Source organism: Acetivibrio mesophilus (assembly GCF_004102745.1).
In the GTDB taxonomy this organism is placed as follows: Bacteria; Bacillota; Clostridia; order Acetivibrionales; family Acetivibrionaceae; genus Hungateiclostridium; species Hungateiclostridium mesophilum.
This window is the reverse complement of record NZ_RLII01000026.1, coordinates 26,730-47,775: the sequence shown is the minus strand read 5'-3', so window position 1 is coordinate 47,775 and position 21,046 is coordinate 26,730. Positions and strand designations below refer to the sequence as shown.

The 21,046-nt window shown below is 40.6% G+C and carries 17 protein-coding genes, 1 pseudogene and 1 other annotated feature; of the genes and pseudogenes, 16 read left to right on the top strand and 2 right to left on the bottom strand.

Going from position 1 to position 21,046, the window contains the following annotated elements:
- Nucleotides 1-123: 123 nt before the first annotated feature.
- Nucleotides 124-414: pseudogene (locus tag EFD62_RS14455) on the top strand (cupin domain-containing protein); the annotation flags it as partial.
- Between the two features lie 28 nt (nt 415-442).
- Here EFD62_RS14455 and EFD62_RS18100 read toward each other — a convergent pair.
- Nucleotides 443-1,675: a 3D domain-containing protein gene (locus EFD62_RS18100; protein ID WP_128706344.1), complete on the bottom strand. Its 1,233-nt coding sequence runs from the start codon at nt 1,673-1,675 to the stop codon at nt 443-445.
- A gap of 299 nt (nt 1,676-1,974) precedes the next feature.
- On the opposite strand from EFD62_RS18100, the gene EFD62_RS14445 reads away from it, so the two are divergent.
- Nucleotides 1,975-2,787 carry an ATP-grasp domain-containing protein gene (locus EFD62_RS14445; RefSeq protein ID WP_069195478.1) on the top strand — a complete coding sequence of 271 codons (813 nt, stop codon included), beginning with the start codon at nt 1,975-1,977 and terminating at the stop codon, nt 2,785-2,787.
- Here EFD62_RS14445 and EFD62_RS14440 read toward each other — a convergent pair whose 3' ends face one another.
- Nucleotides 2,788-3,816, bottom strand: a complete 1,029-nt coding sequence (locus tag EFD62_RS14440) for a LacI family DNA-binding transcriptional regulator (protein WP_069195479.1) — start codon at nt 3,814-3,816, stop codon at nt 2,788-2,790.
- Nucleotides 3,817-4,289: 473 nt separating this feature from the next.
- Between EFD62_RS14440 and EFD62_RS14435 the strand changes: the two genes are divergently transcribed.
- The 14 genes from EFD62_RS14435 to EFD62_RS14365 all read left to right on the top strand — a co-directional run bounded on the left by EFD62_RS14435 (nt 4,290) and on the right by EFD62_RS14365 (nt 20,996).
- Entirely contained in the window at nt 4,290-7,553 is a 3,264-nt protein-coding gene (locus EFD62_RS14435; protein WP_128706343.1) for an S-layer homology domain-containing protein, read from the top strand.
- Between the two features lie 144 nt (nt 7,554-7,697).
- Entirely contained in the window at nt 7,698-8,513 is an 816-nt protein-coding gene (locus EFD62_RS14430; RefSeq protein ID WP_069195480.1) for a sporulation peptidase YabG, read from the top strand.
- A 121-nt stretch (nt 8,514-8,634) separates the two neighbouring features.
- Complete coding sequence (locus EFD62_RS14425) at nt 8,635-10,593, top strand: DNA topoisomerase 3 (RefSeq protein WP_069195481.1); 1,959 nt, start codon at nt 8,635-8,637, stop codon at nt 10,591-10,593.
- Between the two features lie 105 nt (nt 10,594-10,698).
- Complete coding sequence (locus tag EFD62_RS14420; protein WP_069195482.1) at nt 10,699-11,556, top strand: DUF368 domain-containing protein; 858 nt, start codon at nt 10,699-10,701, stop codon at nt 11,554-11,556.
- Between the two features lie 477 nt (nt 11,557-12,033).
- Complete coding sequence (locus tag EFD62_RS14415; protein WP_235832664.1) at nt 12,034-12,915, top strand: mechanosensitive ion channel family protein; 882 nt, start codon at nt 12,034-12,036, stop codon at nt 12,913-12,915.
- Nucleotide 12,916: 1 nt separating this feature from the next.
- The gene (locus tag EFD62_RS14410) at nt 12,917-13,117 is read left to right on the top strand and encodes a DUF951 domain-containing protein (protein WP_069195484.1); all 201 of its coding nucleotides are present in this window, start codon (nt 12,917-12,919) and stop codon (nt 13,115-13,117) included.
- Between the two features lie 84 nt (nt 13,118-13,201).
- Nucleotides 13,202-14,383, top strand: a complete 1,182-nt coding sequence (locus EFD62_RS14405; RefSeq protein WP_069195485.1) for a S1C family serine protease — start codon at nt 13,202-13,204, stop codon at nt 14,381-14,383.
- 119 nt (nt 14,384-14,502) lie between these two features.
- Complete coding sequence (locus EFD62_RS14400) at nt 14,503-14,796, top strand: hypothetical protein (RefSeq protein WP_069195486.1); 294 nt, start codon at nt 14,503-14,505, stop codon at nt 14,794-14,796.
- A 123-nt stretch (nt 14,797-14,919) separates the two neighbouring features.
- Nucleotides 14,920-15,384, top strand: coding sequence for a nucleoside deaminase (locus EFD62_RS14395; protein WP_128706342.1), 465 nt, complete (start codon nt 14,920-14,922; stop codon nt 15,382-15,384).
- Nucleotides 15,385-15,502: 118 nt separating this feature from the next.
- Nucleotides 15,503-15,745: a binding site (T-box leader), on the top strand.
- A gap of 100 nt (nt 15,746-15,845) precedes the next feature.
- Complete coding sequence (ilvB, locus tag EFD62_RS14385; RefSeq protein ID WP_069195489.1) at nt 15,846-17,474, top strand: biosynthetic-type acetolactate synthase large subunit; 1,629 nt, start codon at nt 15,846-15,848, stop codon at nt 17,472-17,474.
- Nucleotides 17,475-17,506: 32 nt separating this feature from the next.
- Entirely contained in the window at nt 17,507-18,019 is a 513-nt protein-coding gene (gene ilvN, locus EFD62_RS14380) for an acetolactate synthase small subunit (RefSeq protein WP_069195490.1), read from the top strand.
- Between the two features lie 7 nt (nt 18,020-18,026).
- Complete coding sequence (ilvC, locus tag EFD62_RS14375) at nt 18,027-19,022, top strand: ketol-acid reductoisomerase (protein WP_069195491.1); 996 nt, start codon at nt 18,027-18,029, stop codon at nt 19,020-19,022.
- Between the two features lie 82 nt (nt 19,023-19,104).
- Nucleotides 19,105-20,685 carry a citramalate synthase gene (gene cimA / locus EFD62_RS14370; RefSeq protein WP_069195492.1) on the top strand — a complete coding sequence of 527 codons (1,581 nt, stop codon included), beginning with the start codon at nt 19,105-19,107 and terminating at the stop codon, nt 20,683-20,685.
- 53 nt (nt 20,686-20,738) lie between these two features.
- Entirely contained in the window at nt 20,739-20,996 is a 258-nt protein-coding gene (locus EFD62_RS14365; RefSeq protein ID WP_069195493.1) for a hypothetical protein, read from the top strand.
- Nucleotides 20,997-21,046 lie beyond the last annotated feature (50 nt).

The following is a 21,046-nucleotide window of genomic DNA, read 5'->3' as shown; positions in this document are numbered from 1 at the left end:
CATTTGGTTTGATTGTTTCTCTCAACTCAATTATACCAATGTTGAAGGTCTCATGCCATTTTTATCACCAAATAATATTGAATTTTCAAGGTGCACAGGGACTTTTATAAGTGCGAAGTTTTAGTTACATTAATGAGTATTAACGTTGGAGAAGACATTGGTCTGGAAATGCATCCTGATGTTGATCAATTCATACGTATTGAAGAAGGTCGGGGGCTTGTTAAGATGGGGGACAGCAAAAACAATCTGGACTTCCAAAGGAATGTATATGATGATTATGTATTCATCATACCTGCAGGAAAATGGCACAATCTAATAAACACAGGCGATAAACCGATAAAACTGTATTCCATCTATGCACCGCCAAACCATCCTCATGGCACAGTTCATGCAACTAAAGAAGATGAGGAGTAGGGCATAAAGCCTTATGGAAGTTGGTTCATCAATTCAATATGTACACATACACTTTTCGTACTCCAAATCTCATGGCGGATTCATTTACTATGGATTCGCCAGGATTGTCTTCTCCAAAAAATATGTCGATTTTGTTGCCCTTGATAAGGGAACCGGTGTCTTCTGCAATATAAACTCCATTTAGATGGCTGTATTCTTCAGGGAATACTATAAACATTTCACTTCCTAAGGGGATTACTGAGGGATCAACTGCAACAGTTCTTCCCAATTTAACTCTTGTACCGGTATATGTAATTCCGTATGCCGGATGTTCCCGGGTTTTGCCGCAGCTTTCATAGGAAAGGTCATAGGCTGTGGCGGTAAGATACAGCACTTTTTTGTGCTTTGGGACATCCTTATGAAGTTCGACGGAGTAGCCCAAGCTGGATAAAATGGTGTTTTTTGAGTAAAGGTCATCCGGGATATTCAAATTGTTAAAAACGCTGACGGCGGAAGGGGATGGGCTTGCCTCGTAACTGCTTGGCTGTACAGTAGTATTGGTTTTGGTCAGATTTCTGACCAAGGTAATGCAAGAAGAAGCAATAATCAGGATCAATACCGCTGCAGCAATTACGATTTTCTTTATGTCGAGAATACCTTTAATACTGCTAGTTTCATATGTATCGGGGATATTGCTTGTATCTTTAAGCTCAGCAGTAGGTTCATCGGAAATTGAGATCTCTTCAACTGTCTCATCAGCTGGCTCTGGTATATTTTCTGCCATGGGTTCTATAGCATTATCATGATCCAAAGGGGCACTTTTGGCATCGTTTTCTAAATTATTAACTGGCTTATCTACTGTAGCGGGGCTGTCTTTAAGGCTAATTAATTTTAGTGTGTAATCTTTCAGTGCGTCTTTTATATAAGGTTTTTCCAGTATATTTCCGCACCATTGGGAAACTTCGTTTATAAATCTGTCTTCTCTAAAGCCGCTGCCTAAACAGGCCTGATAGATGTCGTTGGCATTAATTGTAAAAGGATATTTCTTTACGGTCTCTTTAAGAAGAGTTTTTGTTATTTCATCTCTATAGGTTATGTTTATTGAGGATATGTTTTTATTAATTATTTTATTTACTGCATCAGCAAAGATTGCAGCTCTCTTTTGCTGAGAATGCTTCGGATAATGTACTGAAATATAGTTTTTTATGTCCAATACATTTTTTTGGGTAAGGATCTCCCGGGTTTTTAATTCTTCCAACACAAAATTAATGTTGATTTCCACTAATAGCCCCCCAGATAAAAGGTTAAAACAGATTAGATTTTATTTGTGTCATATTTTATTGTATCATTACTATTGCATATATAATATCGAAATTTATCATATTTAATAAATAAGCAATATTTATACTTATGATTACTCAAAAAGTTTTGATACTGCAGCAACCCGATACTTTTATTCAAAATAAGTGGGAGGACCTGCAAAAGGTAATAATATCAAATTCAACAGTTAAAAATTTATATTGACTCCAGAAAAAAAAGAGATTAATATTTATAATCATATTATGTTTATTGGGGGAATTTATGAGGTTTATTACATTTGATCCGTTTCGTGCATTAGGGATTCCTGATGTTACCTATATAAAACCCGAGTTGATTTTTGCAAAAAAGGATGTAATTAAAGAAGCAGACTGGGTACTATTCCCGGAGTACTGGCAGGTAAATCTTCTTCATTATGTATGGAAGAAAAACATTTTTCCCAGCATCAACACCTATCACCTAGGGCACGACAAGGTTGAGATGACAAGGGCTTTGCAGGCATTTGCACCGCAGCATCTGCCATATACTCTTATTGCACCCTCAAATACCGATGTAGAGATTATAATGGAGCAATTCGATTTCCCGTTTGTAGCAAAAGAGGTCCGAAATTCCATGGGAAAAGGTGTGCATCTTATTTCAAATTCTAAAGATTTAAAGGATTATATGGGAAGAAATGAGATTTTATACCTTCAGGAGTATTTGCCTATAGATAGAGATATTAGGTTGGTTCTGGTAGGAAAAAAAGTGGTGTTTGCGTATTGGAGAATTGGACAGCAAGGTAGCTTTAAAAATAATGTTGCCCAAGGAGGAAGCATTGATTTCTCCCCTGTTCCGAGGGAAGTGATCGAACTGGTGGAGGATGTGGCTTCAAATCTTGGTATTGACTACGCAGGATTTGATGTGGCGATGGTTGGAGAACATCCTTATTTCTTTGAATTTAACGTAATGTTTGGAAATCAAGCGATAGTTCAGGCACAGGTTCCTCTTGTGAAGTATATTTTGGATTATGTAAACGAGAAAAACTCCCCTCACCCGCCCAAGCCATTGGCTCCGGCACCGTCTCCAAGAGCGTCCTAATCAACCTATTTGTTTTACCGACTGTCTTTCGACAAGGGAAACCGGCAACAGTATTTTTTCTTCAATATATTCATGTCCGTTCATCCTGTCGATAAGCTTTTTAACTGCGCGCTCTCCCATTGCTTCTTTGTAGATATGCATTGTTGTCAGCTCCGGAGAAACACTTTTTGAAGACTCTATATCGTCAAACCCGATAATTGATATATCGTCGGGAACGGATATACCCATTGCGGAAAATGCTTTATAGAGAGAGATTGCCTCTAAATCATTGCAGCAAAACATAGCTGTTGGAAGCTGAGGAATTTTCTTTAATTCATCAACAATTTTATCAACGCTGTCGTGAAGCAGTGTTGACATGTTTTTGTCAATGATTGAAAAGGAATTATTGATAGGGATATTGTACTGGACATGGGCTTTCAAGTATCCCATGTACCTATCGAAAAAGCTTGGGGATGCGAATACATCTCCAAAAAATCCTATATCCCTATGTCCTGATTTGATTAAATACTCTGTAGCAATATAACCGCCTGAAAGGTTGTCGGTTAGTATATAGCTGGCTCTTATATCATCAAAAAAATCATCTATTATTACAAGGGGGAGATTAAGGTCAATAATGGAATTTACGGTCTTTCTGGAAATACGTCCAAGAGTTATTATTCCGGAAATAATGCCATCTCTTATGCAAACCGGGGGTTGAAATTCTTTGTTATCATCAAAACAGTAAAGTATTGTATTTAGACCATTTCGCTTGCCTTCGGATTCAATACCGTATTGAATGAATGAAAAGAACCCTACAGAATTCCTTGTATCATTTGAAAGCATAAGACAGATACTCTCTGTTTTTGAATCACCGGTGTTATTTTTGGTATTGGATTTTTTGTATTTATAACCGTATTTTTCAGCTGTCCGAAGAATCTCGTTTCTGGTCTTCTCGCTTACACCGGGCATATTTCTAAGGGCCAGTGAGACAGTGTTCTTTGTAATGCCCAGTTGGTTTGCAATAAATTCCATTGTGACTTTCTTTGCCATTTTCTCCTCCATAAAACACTTTAATTAGTTATATTATAAAGATTTTAAAACACTTTTTCAATCTGTGACTTAAAATAATAGGTCCTAATCAGGGGGATGGAACAGGGCAGAAATATTACAGAAATTTTATGTATATTGTGTAGTTGCTTTAATTATTGTATAATAATAATATAAGCTTATTTGTGGATGTTGTGTTAATATTCTTTCGACAAACAGTTCATATTTTTATTTTTTTCTTAAAATGTCTTAAAAATGTAACGATTACATTGAAATTTAGTAATGTTTCAAACAGAAAAAGTGGAATAGTATAGGGTGCATAAAAGTTACAGATAAGGCTGATTTGCAATATCGGCTTTCCAATGGTTCTTACAAATCAAGCCTATTAATTGGATTATTTGATATAAAGCAGGAAATGATGTTTTGGAATCCATCATGTGTTTGCTGCAACAAATCGGCATGGAGGCAGATTAAAAATGAAAAGAACTAGCGGAAAAACTCTAAATTTAAATAGAACTATAATTTCCATTATAGTAATAGCAGCAATTTTGCTTGTTTATAATAGTGGGATGCCTTTTACCGAAATATGGGAAGGAACATTTTATAAGGTGAATGCGGAGGAATCACCGCTAAAGGTGGAGTTTTATAACAGTAACAGGGGAGAATATTCAACTGTTACATCTCCGAATTTTCGCATTACCAACGTAAGTCCATCTGAAATCAATTTGAAGGATGTGAAGATTAGATATTATTATACGCTGGACAGTTTGGACAGCGAAGAAGTCCAGACATATAGTGTTTATACTTCGCAAAAGGCCGGAGAGGATATAATTGGAGTTACAACCGGTACTTTTGTTAAAATGAGTATGCCGACTGATACGGCCGACTATTATTTGGAGATTGGATTTAACGATTCTGCGGGGACTATAGAGCAGGATGGTACAGTTATAGTGGGAGTAGGCTTCAGTAAGGAGAAAATTATAGAAAATATGCAGACGAATGACTACTCTTATAATGGTTCCGCTGAAAATTACACACTGTGGGATAAAGTAACCGTATACATAGCTAATCAGTTGGTTTCAGGAATTGAACCTAATATGTATGCAAGCAGGCAAACCGGTGCATGGTATATGTTTGATGACACTGTCAAAAACTTGCCGGATCAATCAAAAGACTATAGAGGCAATTATGGCAATGCGGTACTAAACTCGGGGGCCGGTATTGTACCGGGACGAAACGGAAATGGTTTGTCTTTGGACGGAGTTGATGATTTTGTTACTCTTCCTGCAGGAATAACTAACTTGCTGTATAATTTTACCATAGCTACATGGGTAAAGGTTGATGCTGTGGGGAATGGGCAGGCGATATTTGATTTTAGCAAAGAGAACGACAAATATATGCGTTTTACAGTCAATAATGATGGAAAGGTTAAGGTTTCAATAACCGAGTCTGGCGAAAGTCAGGCTAAAGAAATTGTGTCGGATATAGAATTGTCTCCAGGGGTTTGGAAACATGTGGCAATGGTCTTGGCCGGAAGCACAGGAATTTTGTATATTGATGGAGTCGAGGTTGGTAGAAACAGCAGCATTACCATTAGACCTTCAAAACTGCTGGGTACTACGGCAAGTAACTATATTGGGAAGTCCCGTGAGTCGAATTCATACTTTGGCGGGATGATAGATGATTTCCAGATTTTTAACAGGGCATTGAGTGCTAATGAGGTACGAACTTTAGCAGGAACTGTAACAAAGATAAATGATTCGGATTCGGGGATAGTTTACAGCAGCGGCTGGAATTATAGTTCGGGAAGGGATAAAGGGGACTATTTAGATGATATTCATCAGTTTACTTCACCTGATGGAGACGACTATTTTGAGTATACGTTTACTGGGACAGGAGTAAATTTTATAGCTCCACAACATACTGACAACAGTGATGCAGATGTGTATATTGATGGGGTATTTATGAAGACGTTGGCTATGGATGGGTCAACCGACTATAATTCTCAGATTGTAGCCTACAGTATACTGGGGCTGACTCCGGGAACCCATACGATAAAAGTTGTATTTAAAAACAATACCCAGGGAATTATTGATGCTTTAGATATAATGTTAGAGGCTACGGGGGGGCCAACGCCGAGCCCGATACCAAGTCCAACACCAACGCCGAGCCCGATACCAAGTCCAACACCAACGCCGAGCCCGACACCAAGTCCAACACCGACGCCGGAACCGACACCAAGTCCAACACCGACGCCGGAACCGACACCAAGTCCAACACCGACGCCGGAACCGACACCAAGTCCTACACCGACGCCGGAACCGACGCCAAGTCCAACACCAACGCCGAGCCCGACGCCAAGTCCAACACCAACGCCGAGCCCGACGCCAACACCGACGCCGAGCCCGACACCAAGTCCAACACCGACGCCGAGCCCGATACCAAGTCCAACACCAACGCCGAGCCCGACACCAAGTCCAACACCGACGCCGGAACCGACACCAACACCAAGCCCGACACCGAGTCCAACACCAACACCAAGCCCGACACCAAGTCCAACACCAACGCCGAGCCCGACGCCAAGTCCAACACCGACACCAAGCCCAACACCAACGCCGAGTCCGACACCAAGTCCAACACCAACTCCGGAGCCAACACCAGCGCCAACACCAACACCGGAACCAACGCCAGCACCGATACCAATACCGATGCCAACACCAGCGCCAACACCAACGCCGGAACCAACACTAACACCAACACCAGAACCGACGCCGACACCAACCCTTGAGGTGGAAATTAGCCCATATCTTTCTGACCTTATAGTGACAGGAGCAGAACTTAAACCGGCTTTTAATCCGGATACACTGCATTACGAGGCAGTGGTGGAGGAGGATACCCGGTTTGTATGCGTTATTGCATATGCATCAGATGAGGAAGCTACAATTACTTTAAATGGTGTTTCTATTAAAAACGGAAATATATCCCACGCTATCGGGCTTAAGGAAGGCAAAAACGAACTGGTTGTCAAGGTTGTTGCAAAGGATGGAAAAACCACAAAGGTATACCGCATAAATATCCTCCTTAAAGCGTTGCAGTTGCCCACACCAACCCCCGATAAAAGTGGAAACCCATTTTTCTCATCACTGGAGGATTTGCTCAAGGAAAATGAGCTCACTCCAAGTGAGACAAAGGGTGAACTTTTTGATGATGTGCCCCAGAGCTACTGGGCGGAACAATATATTCGCAAGCTTTTTGACAGAGGTATTGTTAAAGGGTTGGATGAAAGAAGCTTCATGCCCGGAAGACCTATAACCAGAGCGGAATTTACGCAGATAATTGTTAATTCCTTGAAAATTCCTTACAGGGAAGGGGAATTGCATTTTGCTGACGTGTCTCAAGAAGACTGGTATTACAAGAGTGTATCTGCTGCCGCAACCTTTGGTATAATTGTTGGGAGACCTGATGGAAGTTTTGCCCCGAATGAATCTATAACCCGGCAGGATATGGCAGTCGTTATTGCCAAGTTTTTGGAGAAAAAGCAGGGTGAAAGTACCGAGGGGATGGGAAAAAGCCTAACTTTTGCCGACGGCAGTAATATTTCAAGATATGCCTTGGATTCAGTGGCGGCTGTGGTATCTGAAGGGTTGATGGTTGGAAAGCCGGGCAATATCTTTGATCCAAAGGGCCTCACTACAAGAGCGGAAGCCGTAACGGTTATTTGCAAATTGCTTAACTATTAGAAAAGATACGACTGCGGTTTATATATAGTTCATGGATATTATTATATAAAGTCAAACATGTAAAATTAATTATGTTAACAAGCCTCCTAGGAAGATTTATTTGCATATTATGCAATATGCAAATATCTTTTTAGGGGGTTTATTATGTCAATATTAAATGTGGGAGATATAGTAGCAAGAAAATCTCACGGTCAGGATATCTACTTTACGGTAATTGATATACAAAATAGGGATTCTGCCAAGCCTGTCTATGTTCTAAGCGGATTGTTTTACAGGATAATTGTTGATGCTTATGGTGATGATCTGATAAAGAAAGATCCAAGAAGTGTACGCATGAATTTGAGACGAGATTTGGTAAGAGCAAGGAGTAATGCGTACAGGGCTATGCCTGCCAGTAGATGTTTCTTGTTTGGCAGACCCCGGCAGAAGCCCGGAAAGGTTCTTCACATTGATTCCAGTGAGAGTTATCTAAATATGTGCAGAAATCTTTACAGGGAAGCGGGAATCAAATCTAGTGAATACCTTGCGGATGAGAGTGAACAGCCCAATATTATCAGACGGGCTCTTATGGAGACCAAACCGGATATACTTGTGGTAACCGGTCACGACAGCTTAAAGAAAGGGAGCAATCCTAATTCCATTGACAGCTACAGAAACTCAAAGTACTTTGTTGAATGTGTCAGGGAAGCTAGAAAATATCAACCGGATTACGATAAATTATGTATATTTGCGGGGGCATGCCAATCGTATTTTGAGGCTATCATGCAGGCGGGAGCGAATTTTGCAAGTTCACCGGGAAGAATAAATATAAACGCTCTAGACCCTGCCATTGTGTCGGAAAAGGTTGCACTTACAGATAATAAGTATTTTGTGACTCCTGAAGAGCTCAGCAAATTGACCGTATCCGGAAATAAGGGTATTGGAGGAATTAAGACGAGGGGACATTTGGTGGTTTTGTAAATAAACAACTAAACAAAAGGTGTCCGCGGACTTTTGCCCGGTTGAAGCAACTATTTATTTACTGTAAAATAAATAATGCTGAAGAGGTTAGTGGAAAAATTGATATATAAGGAGATATGATTTGGGTAAAAAACTATACATTACGGAGAAGCCTTCAGTGGCTGCAAGCTTTGCAGAAGTTTTGGGCATGAATATTACAAAGCAGGATAAAAGCAGAGGATATGCCGAGTCGGAGCATTCAGTGGTAACATGGTGCTTCGGCCATCTTATCACAATGGCATATCCTGATGCCTATGATCCCAAATACCGGGAGTGGAAGGTGGAGCATCTCCCAATAATTCCTGAAGAATACAAGTATATTGTCATTGACGACCAAGGGGTCAAGAAACAGTTTGAGACCATAAAGACTCTAATGCTTAGAGAAGATATAGACCTTATATATGCCTGCACCGACAGCGGCCGTGAGGGTGAATATATTTACAGGCTTGTGTATGAACAGAGCGGGAGCAATAAAAGCGCAAGAAGAGTATGGATTTCATCGCAGACTGAAGAATCTGTAAAAGAAGGTATTCGCAACGCAAAGGATATAAGCGAGTATGATTCTCTGGCTCAGGCTGCCTATAGCAGGGCTAAAGAAGATTGGCTTTTTGGGATGAATTTCAGCAGGATTTATACCTGCCTGTACGGAAGAAAGGTGTCTAACCTTTTAAAGGAGAGCAAGTCCTCCGTTATAGCAATTGGAAGAGTTATGACATGCGTGCTGGGACTTGTGGTGGATAGAGAGCAGGAGATAAGGAATTTTGTTCCCAAAAAACATTATGGTATTGCGGCATCGTTTCTTTCCTGTGATAGCAATCTTTTATATAAAGGCAGGTGGGTGCCTCAGGATAAAAAAGATAGCAAGGAAGCAGATAAAGAAGAAAAGTATATAAGCCGGGAGGAAGCACAGAAGGTTATTGAAGAACTTAAAGGTCATCCGGGAAAAATAAAGAAGGTTGAAGTAAAGACCAAAAAAGAACAGCCTCCCCTTCTCTTTAATCTCGCAGAGCTTCAGTCGGAGGCAAACAAGAAGTTTAAACTTCCTGTGGACAAGACTCTTGAAATCGCGCAAGGGCTGTATGAAAAAAAGCTGATTACCTATCCAAGGACTGACAGCAGAGTACTCTCGACCGATGTTCTTGAGGAGATACCTAAGGTTTTGAACGGACTTTATAAAAATGCAGAATACAAAGATTATGTATTAAAGATAAAGGAGATGGGAGACCTTAAGGTCACAAAGTCTACAAAAAGGTATGTTGACGACAGCAAGGTTACGGACCACTACGCAATAATACCCACATATGTAACCGCCGAAACTGCCCGTATGGATGACAATACAAGAAATGTGTACAACCTTATTGTAAAGAGGTTCTTGGCAATCTTCTTTCCTCCGGCAGTATACAATACAGTCCGGGTGGAGACGGCGGTGAATAAGGAAATTTTTGTTTCCAATGCCAAAACCCTTAAAGAAGCAGGGTGGAAAGAGGTTTACGAGGTCAGCGTAGCAAAGCAGGATGAGGAATTGACGGAAGTACCCATACATCTATTGGCAAAAAATGAAGCAGCAGAGGTTAAGGACTTTGAACTTGAGGAAAAAGAGACCAAGCCTCCTTCACGATATACCGACGGTTCACTGATAATTACCATGGAGAAAGCGGGTAAGTTCATAGAGGATGAAGAGCTGAGAGAGCAGATAAAAACCTCTGGAATCGGCACGTCTGCTACTCGTGCCGGCATAATTAAGAAACTGAAGGATATAGGTTATATTAGAATAAATTCTAAGACCCAGGTGGTAACTCCTACCATAAAGGGGGAGGCCATAGTTGAGGTGGTAAGGAGGACGGCGAAAGAGCTTTTGAGTCCATCCCTTACGGCCAGTTGGGAAAAAGGGTTGGCAATGATTGAGAATAAGGAAACCACTCAGGAGGTTTTTGAAGAAAAGCTCTATGCTTATATCAACAAAACCATAAATAAGGTAAAGAAAAGCGGAGGCAGTATTGACCTTACTAGAATAATTGATGCCGAGGTAAAGGCGAAATAATGGTCAGGGAAATGGATATTTACATATCAAATATATGATGATATAATTTTCATCAGTGCCATAGATAAAAAGGAGGTGTACACACTATTAGGTGTGTTTATGTAGATGAAGAATAAGTTTAAAGATGACTTACTTATAATGTTAAAAGGATATATCATAGGCTCATCTATGAGCGTTCCCGGAGTGAGTGGTGGTACCATGGCTATTCTGTTGGGTATTTATGACAAGTTGATTAGTTCAATCAGTAACTTCTTAAAAGACATCAAAGGCAATATATTATTTTTAATGAAGTTTTGTATTGGAGCCGGTGCCGGTATTTGTTCCCTTTCATTTTTGATAAAATGGATGCTGGAGAAATTTCCATTGCCTGTATCCGTGTTTTTCTTAGGCGCGGTAGTCGGAGGCATTCCTGCTCTATATAAGAAGACGAAGGAATCCTCTTTAAGAATATCTTCAGTTATTTATTTCTTGCTAGGTTTCCTTGTTGTGATATCCATTGGATTTATTCCAGTAGGAAGTATCAATATTAGTTCCGGATCAGGAATTATTCATTATTTGATGATATTGATTACCGGTATTGTAATTGCTTTGGCCTTGGTGCTTCCGGGCATTAGTACCTCTCATATGCTGTTGGTACTGGGTATGTATGATGCCATGCTTGCTGCAATAACCGGGTTTGATATTGTTTACATAGGTATATTGGGAGTTGCAACGTTAATCGGAGTTTTCCTGATTACAAAACCAATTGAATGGACCTTAAATACATTTCCTCATCAGACCTATTGTGCGATTATAGGATTTGTACTTGGCTCCACAACTGAGATTTTTCAAGACAAAATATTACCTGCAATTCCTGCAAGTGCGGGTGCACCTTGGTGGATAGGTTTTGGACTGATGTCCATAGCTGCATTCATCTTAGGATTTATGGCTATTAAGTCCTTGTCGAAATTTCAAAATGATTGATTATACAAAAAAGATGATAATAAGAAGCAGCTTCGGAATTGAAATCCGTTGCTGCTTTTATTTGGCCTCTTGGAGTAAAATGAAAGAGGTAAAAGCGAAAGGACTCGATGTCCCGAGCTTTTGATTTTTTAATATTCGTCCATTTAATTAGTAGGGTGTATTTTTTTTCGCAAAAAAAAACCCGTATAACTACGGGACTGGTATTAGAGAGGGAAAAAAACATTTCCCTTACATCTTCGTTTATATTATATATCTTGTGGATATTACAAAACAAGCCTAAAAGTGTTCTATTTTGAGAACATGAGCAAAAAACGTTTAACATGTATTGACAAAACATGCAAAGTATTTCCTTAAAACCTGTCGCATTATGAAGCAAAATGTTCTACTATAGAGCGTTGCATTTCCCAATGTGTTTAATATAAAATATATAGAAGCAATATGTGCAGTTTATTATTATTCCGAAACAGGTGAATGAAAATGGAAAATGATATTATACAATGGATAACTGATATACCTCAGAATTTACAAGCGCTTCTGGGAGGGCTTTATAACCCGGTGGCTTTGATAGCAAAAATAATTGCGATACTTGTTATTACTTTTTTGTTGGTGAAGTTTGGCAGTAAAATGATAAAAAAAGCCCTAGAAAAGCAAAAGTCCTTTAAACTTAAGCCTGACGAAAAAAGAATTGATACCATGTCTACGCTTTTGGTAAGCATATTTAGGTACACTGTATATATTCTTTCGGGAGTGGCAATTCTTACTCTTCTAACAAATGCACTGAATCTTCAGTCAATAATGGCTGCCGCCGGTATAGGAGGTATAGCTGTAGGCTTTGGAGCACAAAGTTTGATTAAGGATGTTATATCCGGTGCCTTTATTGTATTTGAAAACCAGTATAGCGTTGGAGACAATGTGACATTGGAGGGCAGGACGGGATTCGTTGAAGAGATTGAGCTGAGAGTAACAAAGGTAAGAGATTCTAGAGGAGATTTGCACATCATACCCAATGGGGAGATAAAAAAAGTAACAAACCATTCAAGGGGCAACAAAACTGTTATTGTTGATATTCCTTTAGCGTATAAAGTAGACATAAACAGAGCCTTTGAAACCGCGGACAGGGTTTGTAAAAGCGTTTCAAAGGAGTTTGACACTATAGTTGAAGAACCTAGAGTGCTTGGCATTACAGAGCTGGGGAAGGATAATCTTACGCTCAGAATTACTGCGAAAACAGTTCCCGGCGAGCACTGGGGAGTGGAAAGAAGAATAAGGAAACTGGTGAAAGAAGAATTTGATAGAGAAAATATAGAATTTTTTGACAGGTACAAAGTAGTATTGGATGGAACAGAAGGAGGAGAATAACATGGAGCATAAGTACTGCATAGGAGAAATTGTTGAGCTTAAAAAGCAGCATCCATGTGGCAGCAAGCAATGGGAAATAACTCGGGTGGGTGCAGACTTTAAAATAAAGTGTCTTGGCTGTGAGCATCAGGTTATGCTTCCTAGGCCGAAGTTTGAAAAGAGTGTCAAAAAAATTATACGGACAATAGAGGAAAACTCATAGAATTCCTCAAAAAAAGTCTGTTTTTTGAATTCTTTTAGAGTTTTGTTGCAATAATAGAAATAAAAACTCTAAAAGGATGGTATTATGTTTGATAAAAGCAGAGGGAAAAATGGTTTTTTCACCATACTTACAACATCACTTCTGACATCTTTGGGCGTTGGACTTTTATTAATTTTTGCCGTTACAGGCTTTATAACTAGAAATCGAAATACGACTCCTCAAACGCCTCAAGGTGGTACGGGTATTGAAATGCCAAGTCCGCAGCAGATTGTAGCAGAAAAGTCGAATGACATAAACGCAAAAACCGATACAATACAAAGTGTTGCAGAAAATGCATCAAGGGCTGTAGTGGGCATTTCTGTGCTTAAGGTGGACAGCAGTTCAATATTTGATGCCAATGCAGCCCAAACGTGGGGTGTGGGTTCGGGAGTAATAGTAAGTCCTGACGGGTATATTCTCACAAATCACCATGTTGCGGGAGGAAAAAGCAAAAGAATTATTGTCTCGCTGATTGATGGAAAGAATATGGACGGAGTAACTGTCTGGTCCGATTCGGTGTTGGATTTGGCGGTGGTAAAAATAGAGTCGGAGGGGCTTCCTACAATACCCTTGGGAGATGCCAACAGGCTTAAGGTTGGAGAGGCCGCAATTGCTATCGGCAATCCCCTAGGGCTTCAGTTCCAGAGAACAGTTACATCAGGTATTATCAGTGCGCTGAATAGAACCATAGAGATTGATACCGATCAGGGAAGAAATTATATGGAAGGCCTTATTCAAACCGATGCCAGCATAAATCCCGGAAACAGTGGCGGACCACTTTTAAATTCTAGGGGAGAAGTGGTGGGAATTAATACGGTAAAGGTGGCCAGTGCAGAAGGAATAGGGTTTGCCGTACCGATCAACGTGGCAATTCCAATAATCAACAAATATGCGAATACAGGAGAATTTATTGAGCCTTACCTCGGGGTTTTTGCCTATGACAAAGACATTATTCCGTATATTGATGGGAGTGTCAAAGTTCAGAACGGGGTGTATGTGGCAAATGTAGACGAAAACGGACCGGCTTATAAAAGCGGAATACGGGTGGGGTGCATCATGACCCAGATTGACGGAGAGGAAATAAGCACGATGATGCAGTTAAGATGCGTTATTTATTCTAAGAAGCCTGGAGATGTTGTGACCATTAAGCATATAAGCAACGGTAAGCCTGAGACCGTCCAAATCAAGCTTTCCGCAAAGGAAAAAGACGGACTTGTGACAAGATAGGAAAACATTGCAGTTTGCCTATTTTAATGAGTTATACATCATTTTTTGGTATATCCTCCATGTAAAAGTGGAAAGACTTACATTGATAGAACATCATTTTTACATGGAAGGAGCTATTGATGAATACAAATAGAAAAATACAAGATAAAAATAATTTTGAGAAAATGATAAAAGCATATCTAAGGCAGGGCAGAAGTAAGCTGTTGAATGAGTTTACCGGCACTAGGGAAGCTATGGTGCAGATTGCATCCGACAAAATAAAGGACTTTATTAAGGTTATGGACATAGGCCTTGATGAGGCAGAAAGGGAATATCTGCGTGCATTGATTGTATCTAGCATGTATCAATCCTTTTGCTATGGCTATGGTATAGGCAAAATTGAGGGGAAGAATGAAAATAGGGTAGTGATTTAGGATTTATTAAGAAAAATAACGCACAAGGATATACCAATCTGCTTTTAATTATGGTAATATTAAGTATAAGAAAAGGTTTGTCGGACAAGAACCGGAAAAACTTCAGGATAGGACAGAAAATCTATGGACGATTTTATGAAAGAGGCTGTTAAAGAGGCTATGTCAGGGATGAGGCAGAACCATGGAGGGCCCTTTGGAGCAGTGATAGTCAGGGACAATAAGATCATTGCCCGGGCACACAACCAGGTCATAAAGAATAATGATCCCACCGACCATGCAGAAATGATTGCAATTAGGGAGGCGGCAAGGAAACTTTCCCGATTTGACCTGGGAGACTGTGAACTGTATTCTTCCTGTGAGCCGTGCCCAATGTGTTTTGCAGCTATTCACTGGGCAAAGATAAAAAAGGTATATTATGGTTGCACTCGGGAGGATGCCGCAAAAATAGGTTTTGATGACAATTATATATATGATGTTATAAAGGGCGAAGCTGACGAGAATAGAGTGAATTTTGTTCAGAGGGACAGGGATACCTGCCTTGAGGCTTTTAGAGAGTGGGAGCAAAAACAGGATAAAGTCCAATACTAGCCCCATATGCCAAAGATAAGATACATTAAAATTAGACTTGGTATTTAATAAAAAACGTGTTGACTTTATGTATGTGCGTTGATAAAATATTTATCAATTATACTCTTTGTTATATAAGATACATGCTGTGATGGAATAAAGATGCATTAAATTGCCAAAGAGAGCTGATGGATGGTGTGAATCAGCGCATGATATGCATGTATAACTCGTTCCGGAGCTTCATTGTTGAAGTTGGAGTAGACAATGACGTTGACTTCACGTTACAGTCGGGGTATATAAGAAATATACCCACTGAGGGCATACATAAAAGTATGTTGAAACAGGGTGGTACCACGTTGGACATAATCCCTTCGTCCCTGCAGACAGTAGAACGTGTTTGCGGAGATGAGGGGGTTTAATTTTATAAATTTACTTACTGGCTTTTGATATTTTATACCTTACTATATAAGAGGGTGGCGATTATGAAACTTTCAGGTGCTCAGGCTATTGTAAAGGCTTTAGAATTGGAAGGGGTAGAAGTTGTATTCGGTTATCCGGGAGCTGCAATTTGTCCCTTCTATGATGCGCTGATGGAATCAAACATAAATCATATACTCACCAGGCATGAACAGGGAGCTGCTCATGCTGCCAGCGGATATGCCCGGACAACGGGCAGAGTCGGTGTATGTGTTGCCACATCCGGACCGGGAGCGACCAACCTTATTACAGGTATTGCCGATGCATATATGGATTCAATACCTTTGGTGGCTATTACCGGGCAGGTTAACTCGGAGTTAATCGGCAGGGATGTTTTTCAGGAAGCTGATATTACCGGTGCAACGGATCCTTTCTGCAAGCACAATTATCTGGTGAAGAACACAAAGGATTTGCCCCGCGTGTTAAAGGAAGCTTTTTATATTGCGTCAACAGGAAGGCCGGGACCTGTTCTTATTGACGTGCCCATAGATGTGCAGACGAGAGAAATCAACTTTGAGTATCCGGAAAGTGTTGATATAAAAGGTTATAAGCCAAACTTCAAAGGCCATTCGCTTCAGATTAAGAAGATAGCCGAAGCCATTGAAAAGGCAAAGAGACCGGTTATATGTGCCGGAGGAGGAGTAATTAATTCCGATGCATCCCAACAGCTTTTTGAGCTTTCCCAAAAGTGCGGAATTCCTGTTGTTACGACCTTGATGGGTATTGGCGCTGTTCCGTATGATTATGAACTCAACCTGGGAATGGTTGGAACTTACGGGGTATACACTGCAAATTATGCTGTAAATAATGCGGATTTGCTGATTATCATTGGTGCTAGAGTAGCGGATAGAGCTATAAGCAATCCGCAGCAAATTGCAAAGAAAAAGAAAATAGTTCATATTGACATAGACCCGGCGGAGATAGGCAAGAATATTGAGGTTGCAATACCGGTGGTCGGAGATGTGAAGCAGGTATTAGAAGAGGTTGTGAATATTTCCCGAAAGGGAGATACGGATGACTGGGTAAAGACAATTCAAAGAGAAAAGTCAGAGCATGCCCCGAAACTGGATTCAAGATCCGGCACGGGTTTTGTAAATCCCAAATATCTATTGTCTGTTTTGACGGAACTTTTAGGTGATGATGATATAGTTACAACAGAGGTTGGGCAGAACCAGATATGGGCTGCGAACTATTTGGGTGTGAGAAAGCCTAGGACATTTATCTCGTCCGGAGGCTTGGGCACTATGGGATACGGATTTCCAGCCGCAGTAGGGGCTAAAATCGGATCCCCCGACTGCAAGGTGGTATGCGTAGAAGGAGACGGAAGTTTCCAGATGAATATGCAGGAACTCGGTACCATCAAGCAAAACAAGCTGGGAATAAAGGTGATTTTATTCAACAATTCAAGACTGGGGATGGTAAGGGAGCTGCAAAAGTCAAAGTATTGCGGCCGTTATTTCCAGGTATTTTTAGAAGACAATCCTGACTTTATAAAGCTGTTTGATGCTTATGGCTTCAAGGGCAGGAGAATAGATGACAATTCTCAGGTAGAGGATGCATTAAAGGAGATGCTGTCGGACGAGGGAGCATATCTCCTCGAGTGCAGGATTGACCCGGAAGAATCGACACTATAGAGTGATCAATATTGTAAGTGGGAGGTTTTAAAATGGCGAAGCATACTTTATCAGTCCTGGTTGAAAACCATGCAGGAGTATTATCTAGGATAGCCGGTTTGTTTAGCAGGAGGGGATTTAATATTGACAGCCTCGCGGTGGGTGTCACTGAAAATCCGGAAGTCTCAAGAATGACAATTGTTGTCGACGGCGATGACTACATAGTTGAACAGGTTAGCAAACAGTTGAACAAGCTTGTTGATGTTATTAAGATAAAAGAACTTGAAGATTCCGATTCGGTAAGCAGGGAGCTTGCTCTTATAAAGGTTGGGACGACTGCCTCTACCAGGTCGGAGATAATGCAGATTACAGAGATATTTAGAGCGAAGATAATTGATGTGTCAAAAAATACGCTAACCGTTGAAATATCCGGTAGTGTAGATAAAGTTGCTGCTTTGGAGGATATGCTGAAGCAGTTTGGTATAAAGGAGATTGTAAGGACGGGTACAATAGCCATTCAAAGAGGCAATAAAATTATAAAAACTAAGAATAGTGATGAGGAGTGATTTTTAAATGGCGAAAATGTATTATGATAGTGATTGTGACCTTGGTTTGCTTAAGGGGAAAACTGTAGCGATAATAGGCTATGGAAGCCAAGGACATGCACATGCGCAAAACCTGAAGGATAGTGGAATAGATGTTGTTGTTGGTCTGCCCGAAGGTTCTAAATCAAGGCAGAAGGCTATTGATGATGGTCTTAGAGTTGAAAATACTGACGTGGCAGCTAAAATGGGCGATGTTATAATGATGCTTGTACCTGACCAAGTTCAGCAGGACATCTACGAGAAGAGCGTTAAGCCGAATTTGGAGGAAGGGAATGTTCTTGCCTTTGCTCACGGCTTTGCAATTCATTTCAAAACTATTGTTCCACCGGCAGAAAACGATGTTATTATGATAGCTCCAAAGGGGCCCGGTCACACAGTAAGAAGCCAGTATCAAGAGGGAAGAGGAGTGCCTTCTTTGATTGCGGTTTATCAGGATGCTTCGGGTAAGGCAAAAGACTATGCCCTTGCATATGCAGCAGGAATAGGAGCTGGAAGAGCCGGAATCCTTGAAACTACTTTCAACGAAGAAACAGAAACCGATTTGTTCGGTGAACAGGCTGTATTGTGTGGAGGAGTAACCGAGCTTATGAAGGCTGGATTTGAGACTTTGGTAGAAGCCGGATATCAGCCGGAAATAGCTTATTTTGAATGTATCCACGAGATGAAGCTTATTGTAGACCTTATAAATCAGGGCGGATTCTCATATATGAGATATTCCATAAGTGATACAGCGGAATATGGTGACTACATAACAGGAAAGAAGATAATTACCGATGAAACAAGAAAAGCAATGAAATCTGTACTGAAAGATATTCAGGACGGAGTTTTTGCTTCAAGATGGATAACTGAGAACAAGTCAGGCGGAAGAGCGCAGCTCCTGGCTACCAGAAGAAATGAATCGGAACACCAGTTGGAAAAGGTCGGCGCAGAATTAAGAAAGATGATGAGCTGGCTTAAGAAATAAGTAGATTGAACAATTATTCCTAACCTTCTTCTTTTAGAGGAAGGTTAGGGAACAGAAAGCATTTTTTAGGAAGGATGAAAAGATGAAGAAGGTTTTGATATATGACTCAACCTTAAGAGACGGTGCTCAGGCCCAGGGAATTTCATTTAGCGTCGAAGACAAACTGAAAATTGTCGAAAGACTTGATCGGCTTGGCGTAAGCTATATTGAGGCAGGCAACCCCGGATCCAACCCAAAGGATTTGGAGTTCTTTGAGAGAATTGGACGAATCAAGTTGAGGCATGCCAAAGTAATTGCCTTTGGAAGTACGAGAAGGGTGAATGTAAGTGTTCATGAAGACGCCAATGTAAAATCGCTTTTAAAGGCCGATACTCCTGCTATAGCTATATTCGGGAAGAGTTGGGACTTTCAGGTTATCGATATCTTAAAGACAACATTGGATGAAAATCTGAAAATGATTTTTGACACCATTTCCTTCTTTAAAAATAAGAATAAGGAAGTAGTATTTGATGCGGAGCATTTCTTTGACGGCTACAAGGCTAACCCCGACTATGCAATGAAGGCCTTAAGGGCGGCTGTTGAAGCCGGGGCGGACAGCATTTGTCTTTGTGACACTAATGGAGGGACGTTTCCGAATGAAATCCAGGACATTACTTCTAAAGTTGTAAACGAGTTTAACGTGGATGTGGGTATTCACTGTCATAACGATACAGGAATGGCGGTTGCCAACTCTATTGTGGCAGTACAGGCAGGAGCTGTGCAGGTTCAGGGGACCATAAACGGGTTTGGAGAGAGAAGCGGTAATGCCAATCTCTGTACAATAATACCCAATTTGCAGCTGAAAGCTGGCTATGACTGCATACCTAAGGAGAGTATGTCGGACATTACGGCTACAGCCAGGTACGTGAGTGAAATTGCCAATGTTGTACATGATGAAAGGGCGCCGTATGTCGGAAAGTATGCATTTGCTCACAAGGCAGGGATGCATGCAGATGCGGTGAGTAAAAACTCCGTAGCATACGAGCATATCAGCCCCGAACTTGTCGGAAATGAAAGACTTTTCCTTATGTCGGAAGTAGCAGGCAGAAGCGCTGTATTGCATTTGATCAATAACATTGATAATACTATTACAAAGGATTCCCCGCAGACAAAATTGGTACTGGAGAAGCTTAAGGAGCTGGAATTCGAAGGTTATCAGTATGAGGGTGCAGAGAGTTCCTTTGAGATTGTAATCCGCAAAATTCTTGGCAAATATCATCCTTCTTTTGAGCTTGGAGAGTTTAAGGTTGTGGTTAACGAGCCGTCTATATGCGGAGCGAATTCTTCGGCTATGATAAAGATTAATGTGGACGGACAGAATGAGATTACTGCAGATGAGGGGCAGGGTCCGGTAAATGCACTGGATAAGGCGCTGAGAAAGGCTTTGGAGAGATTTTATCCGCAGATTGCAGAGATGAAGCTTACCGACTACAAGGTTAGGGTTCTTGACTCCAACTCGGCTACAGCTGCAAAGGTAAGAGTTTTAATTGAGTCGACCGACGGAAAGGAAGTCTGGACTACTATTGGAGTTTCAACGGACATAATAGAGGCCAGCTGGAGGGCGTTGGTGGATTCGATAGAATACAAGCTTATTAAGGATAAGGAAGCAGGACAAAGCTCTTAGTAGATGAATATTGGATAATATAGATAAATTCTAATAGAATGAGGACGAGGATATTGGTACTTGTTGGCAGACTAATAAAGGGAACATATATAATAAAAGAGTCTATTTTTAGTAAAGATGATCAAGAAGCTAGCTTTAGGGATTTGCTTGAGGAGGGGCTGATTAGCATTTGCAGGGATTTGGACATTCCTGTTCCCCTCTGGCTTAGCAAGAATACCTCTGAGTTTGCCAGATACCGAAAAACCTTCTTCGCAAAGGATCAGTTTGTCGAGACTGTAAAGTTCGACAGATTTGAGCTCAATATAGAGTAGAAAAATTACATTTCTGTTAAATTTAATATTTTTACAAAAAATTACTTCAT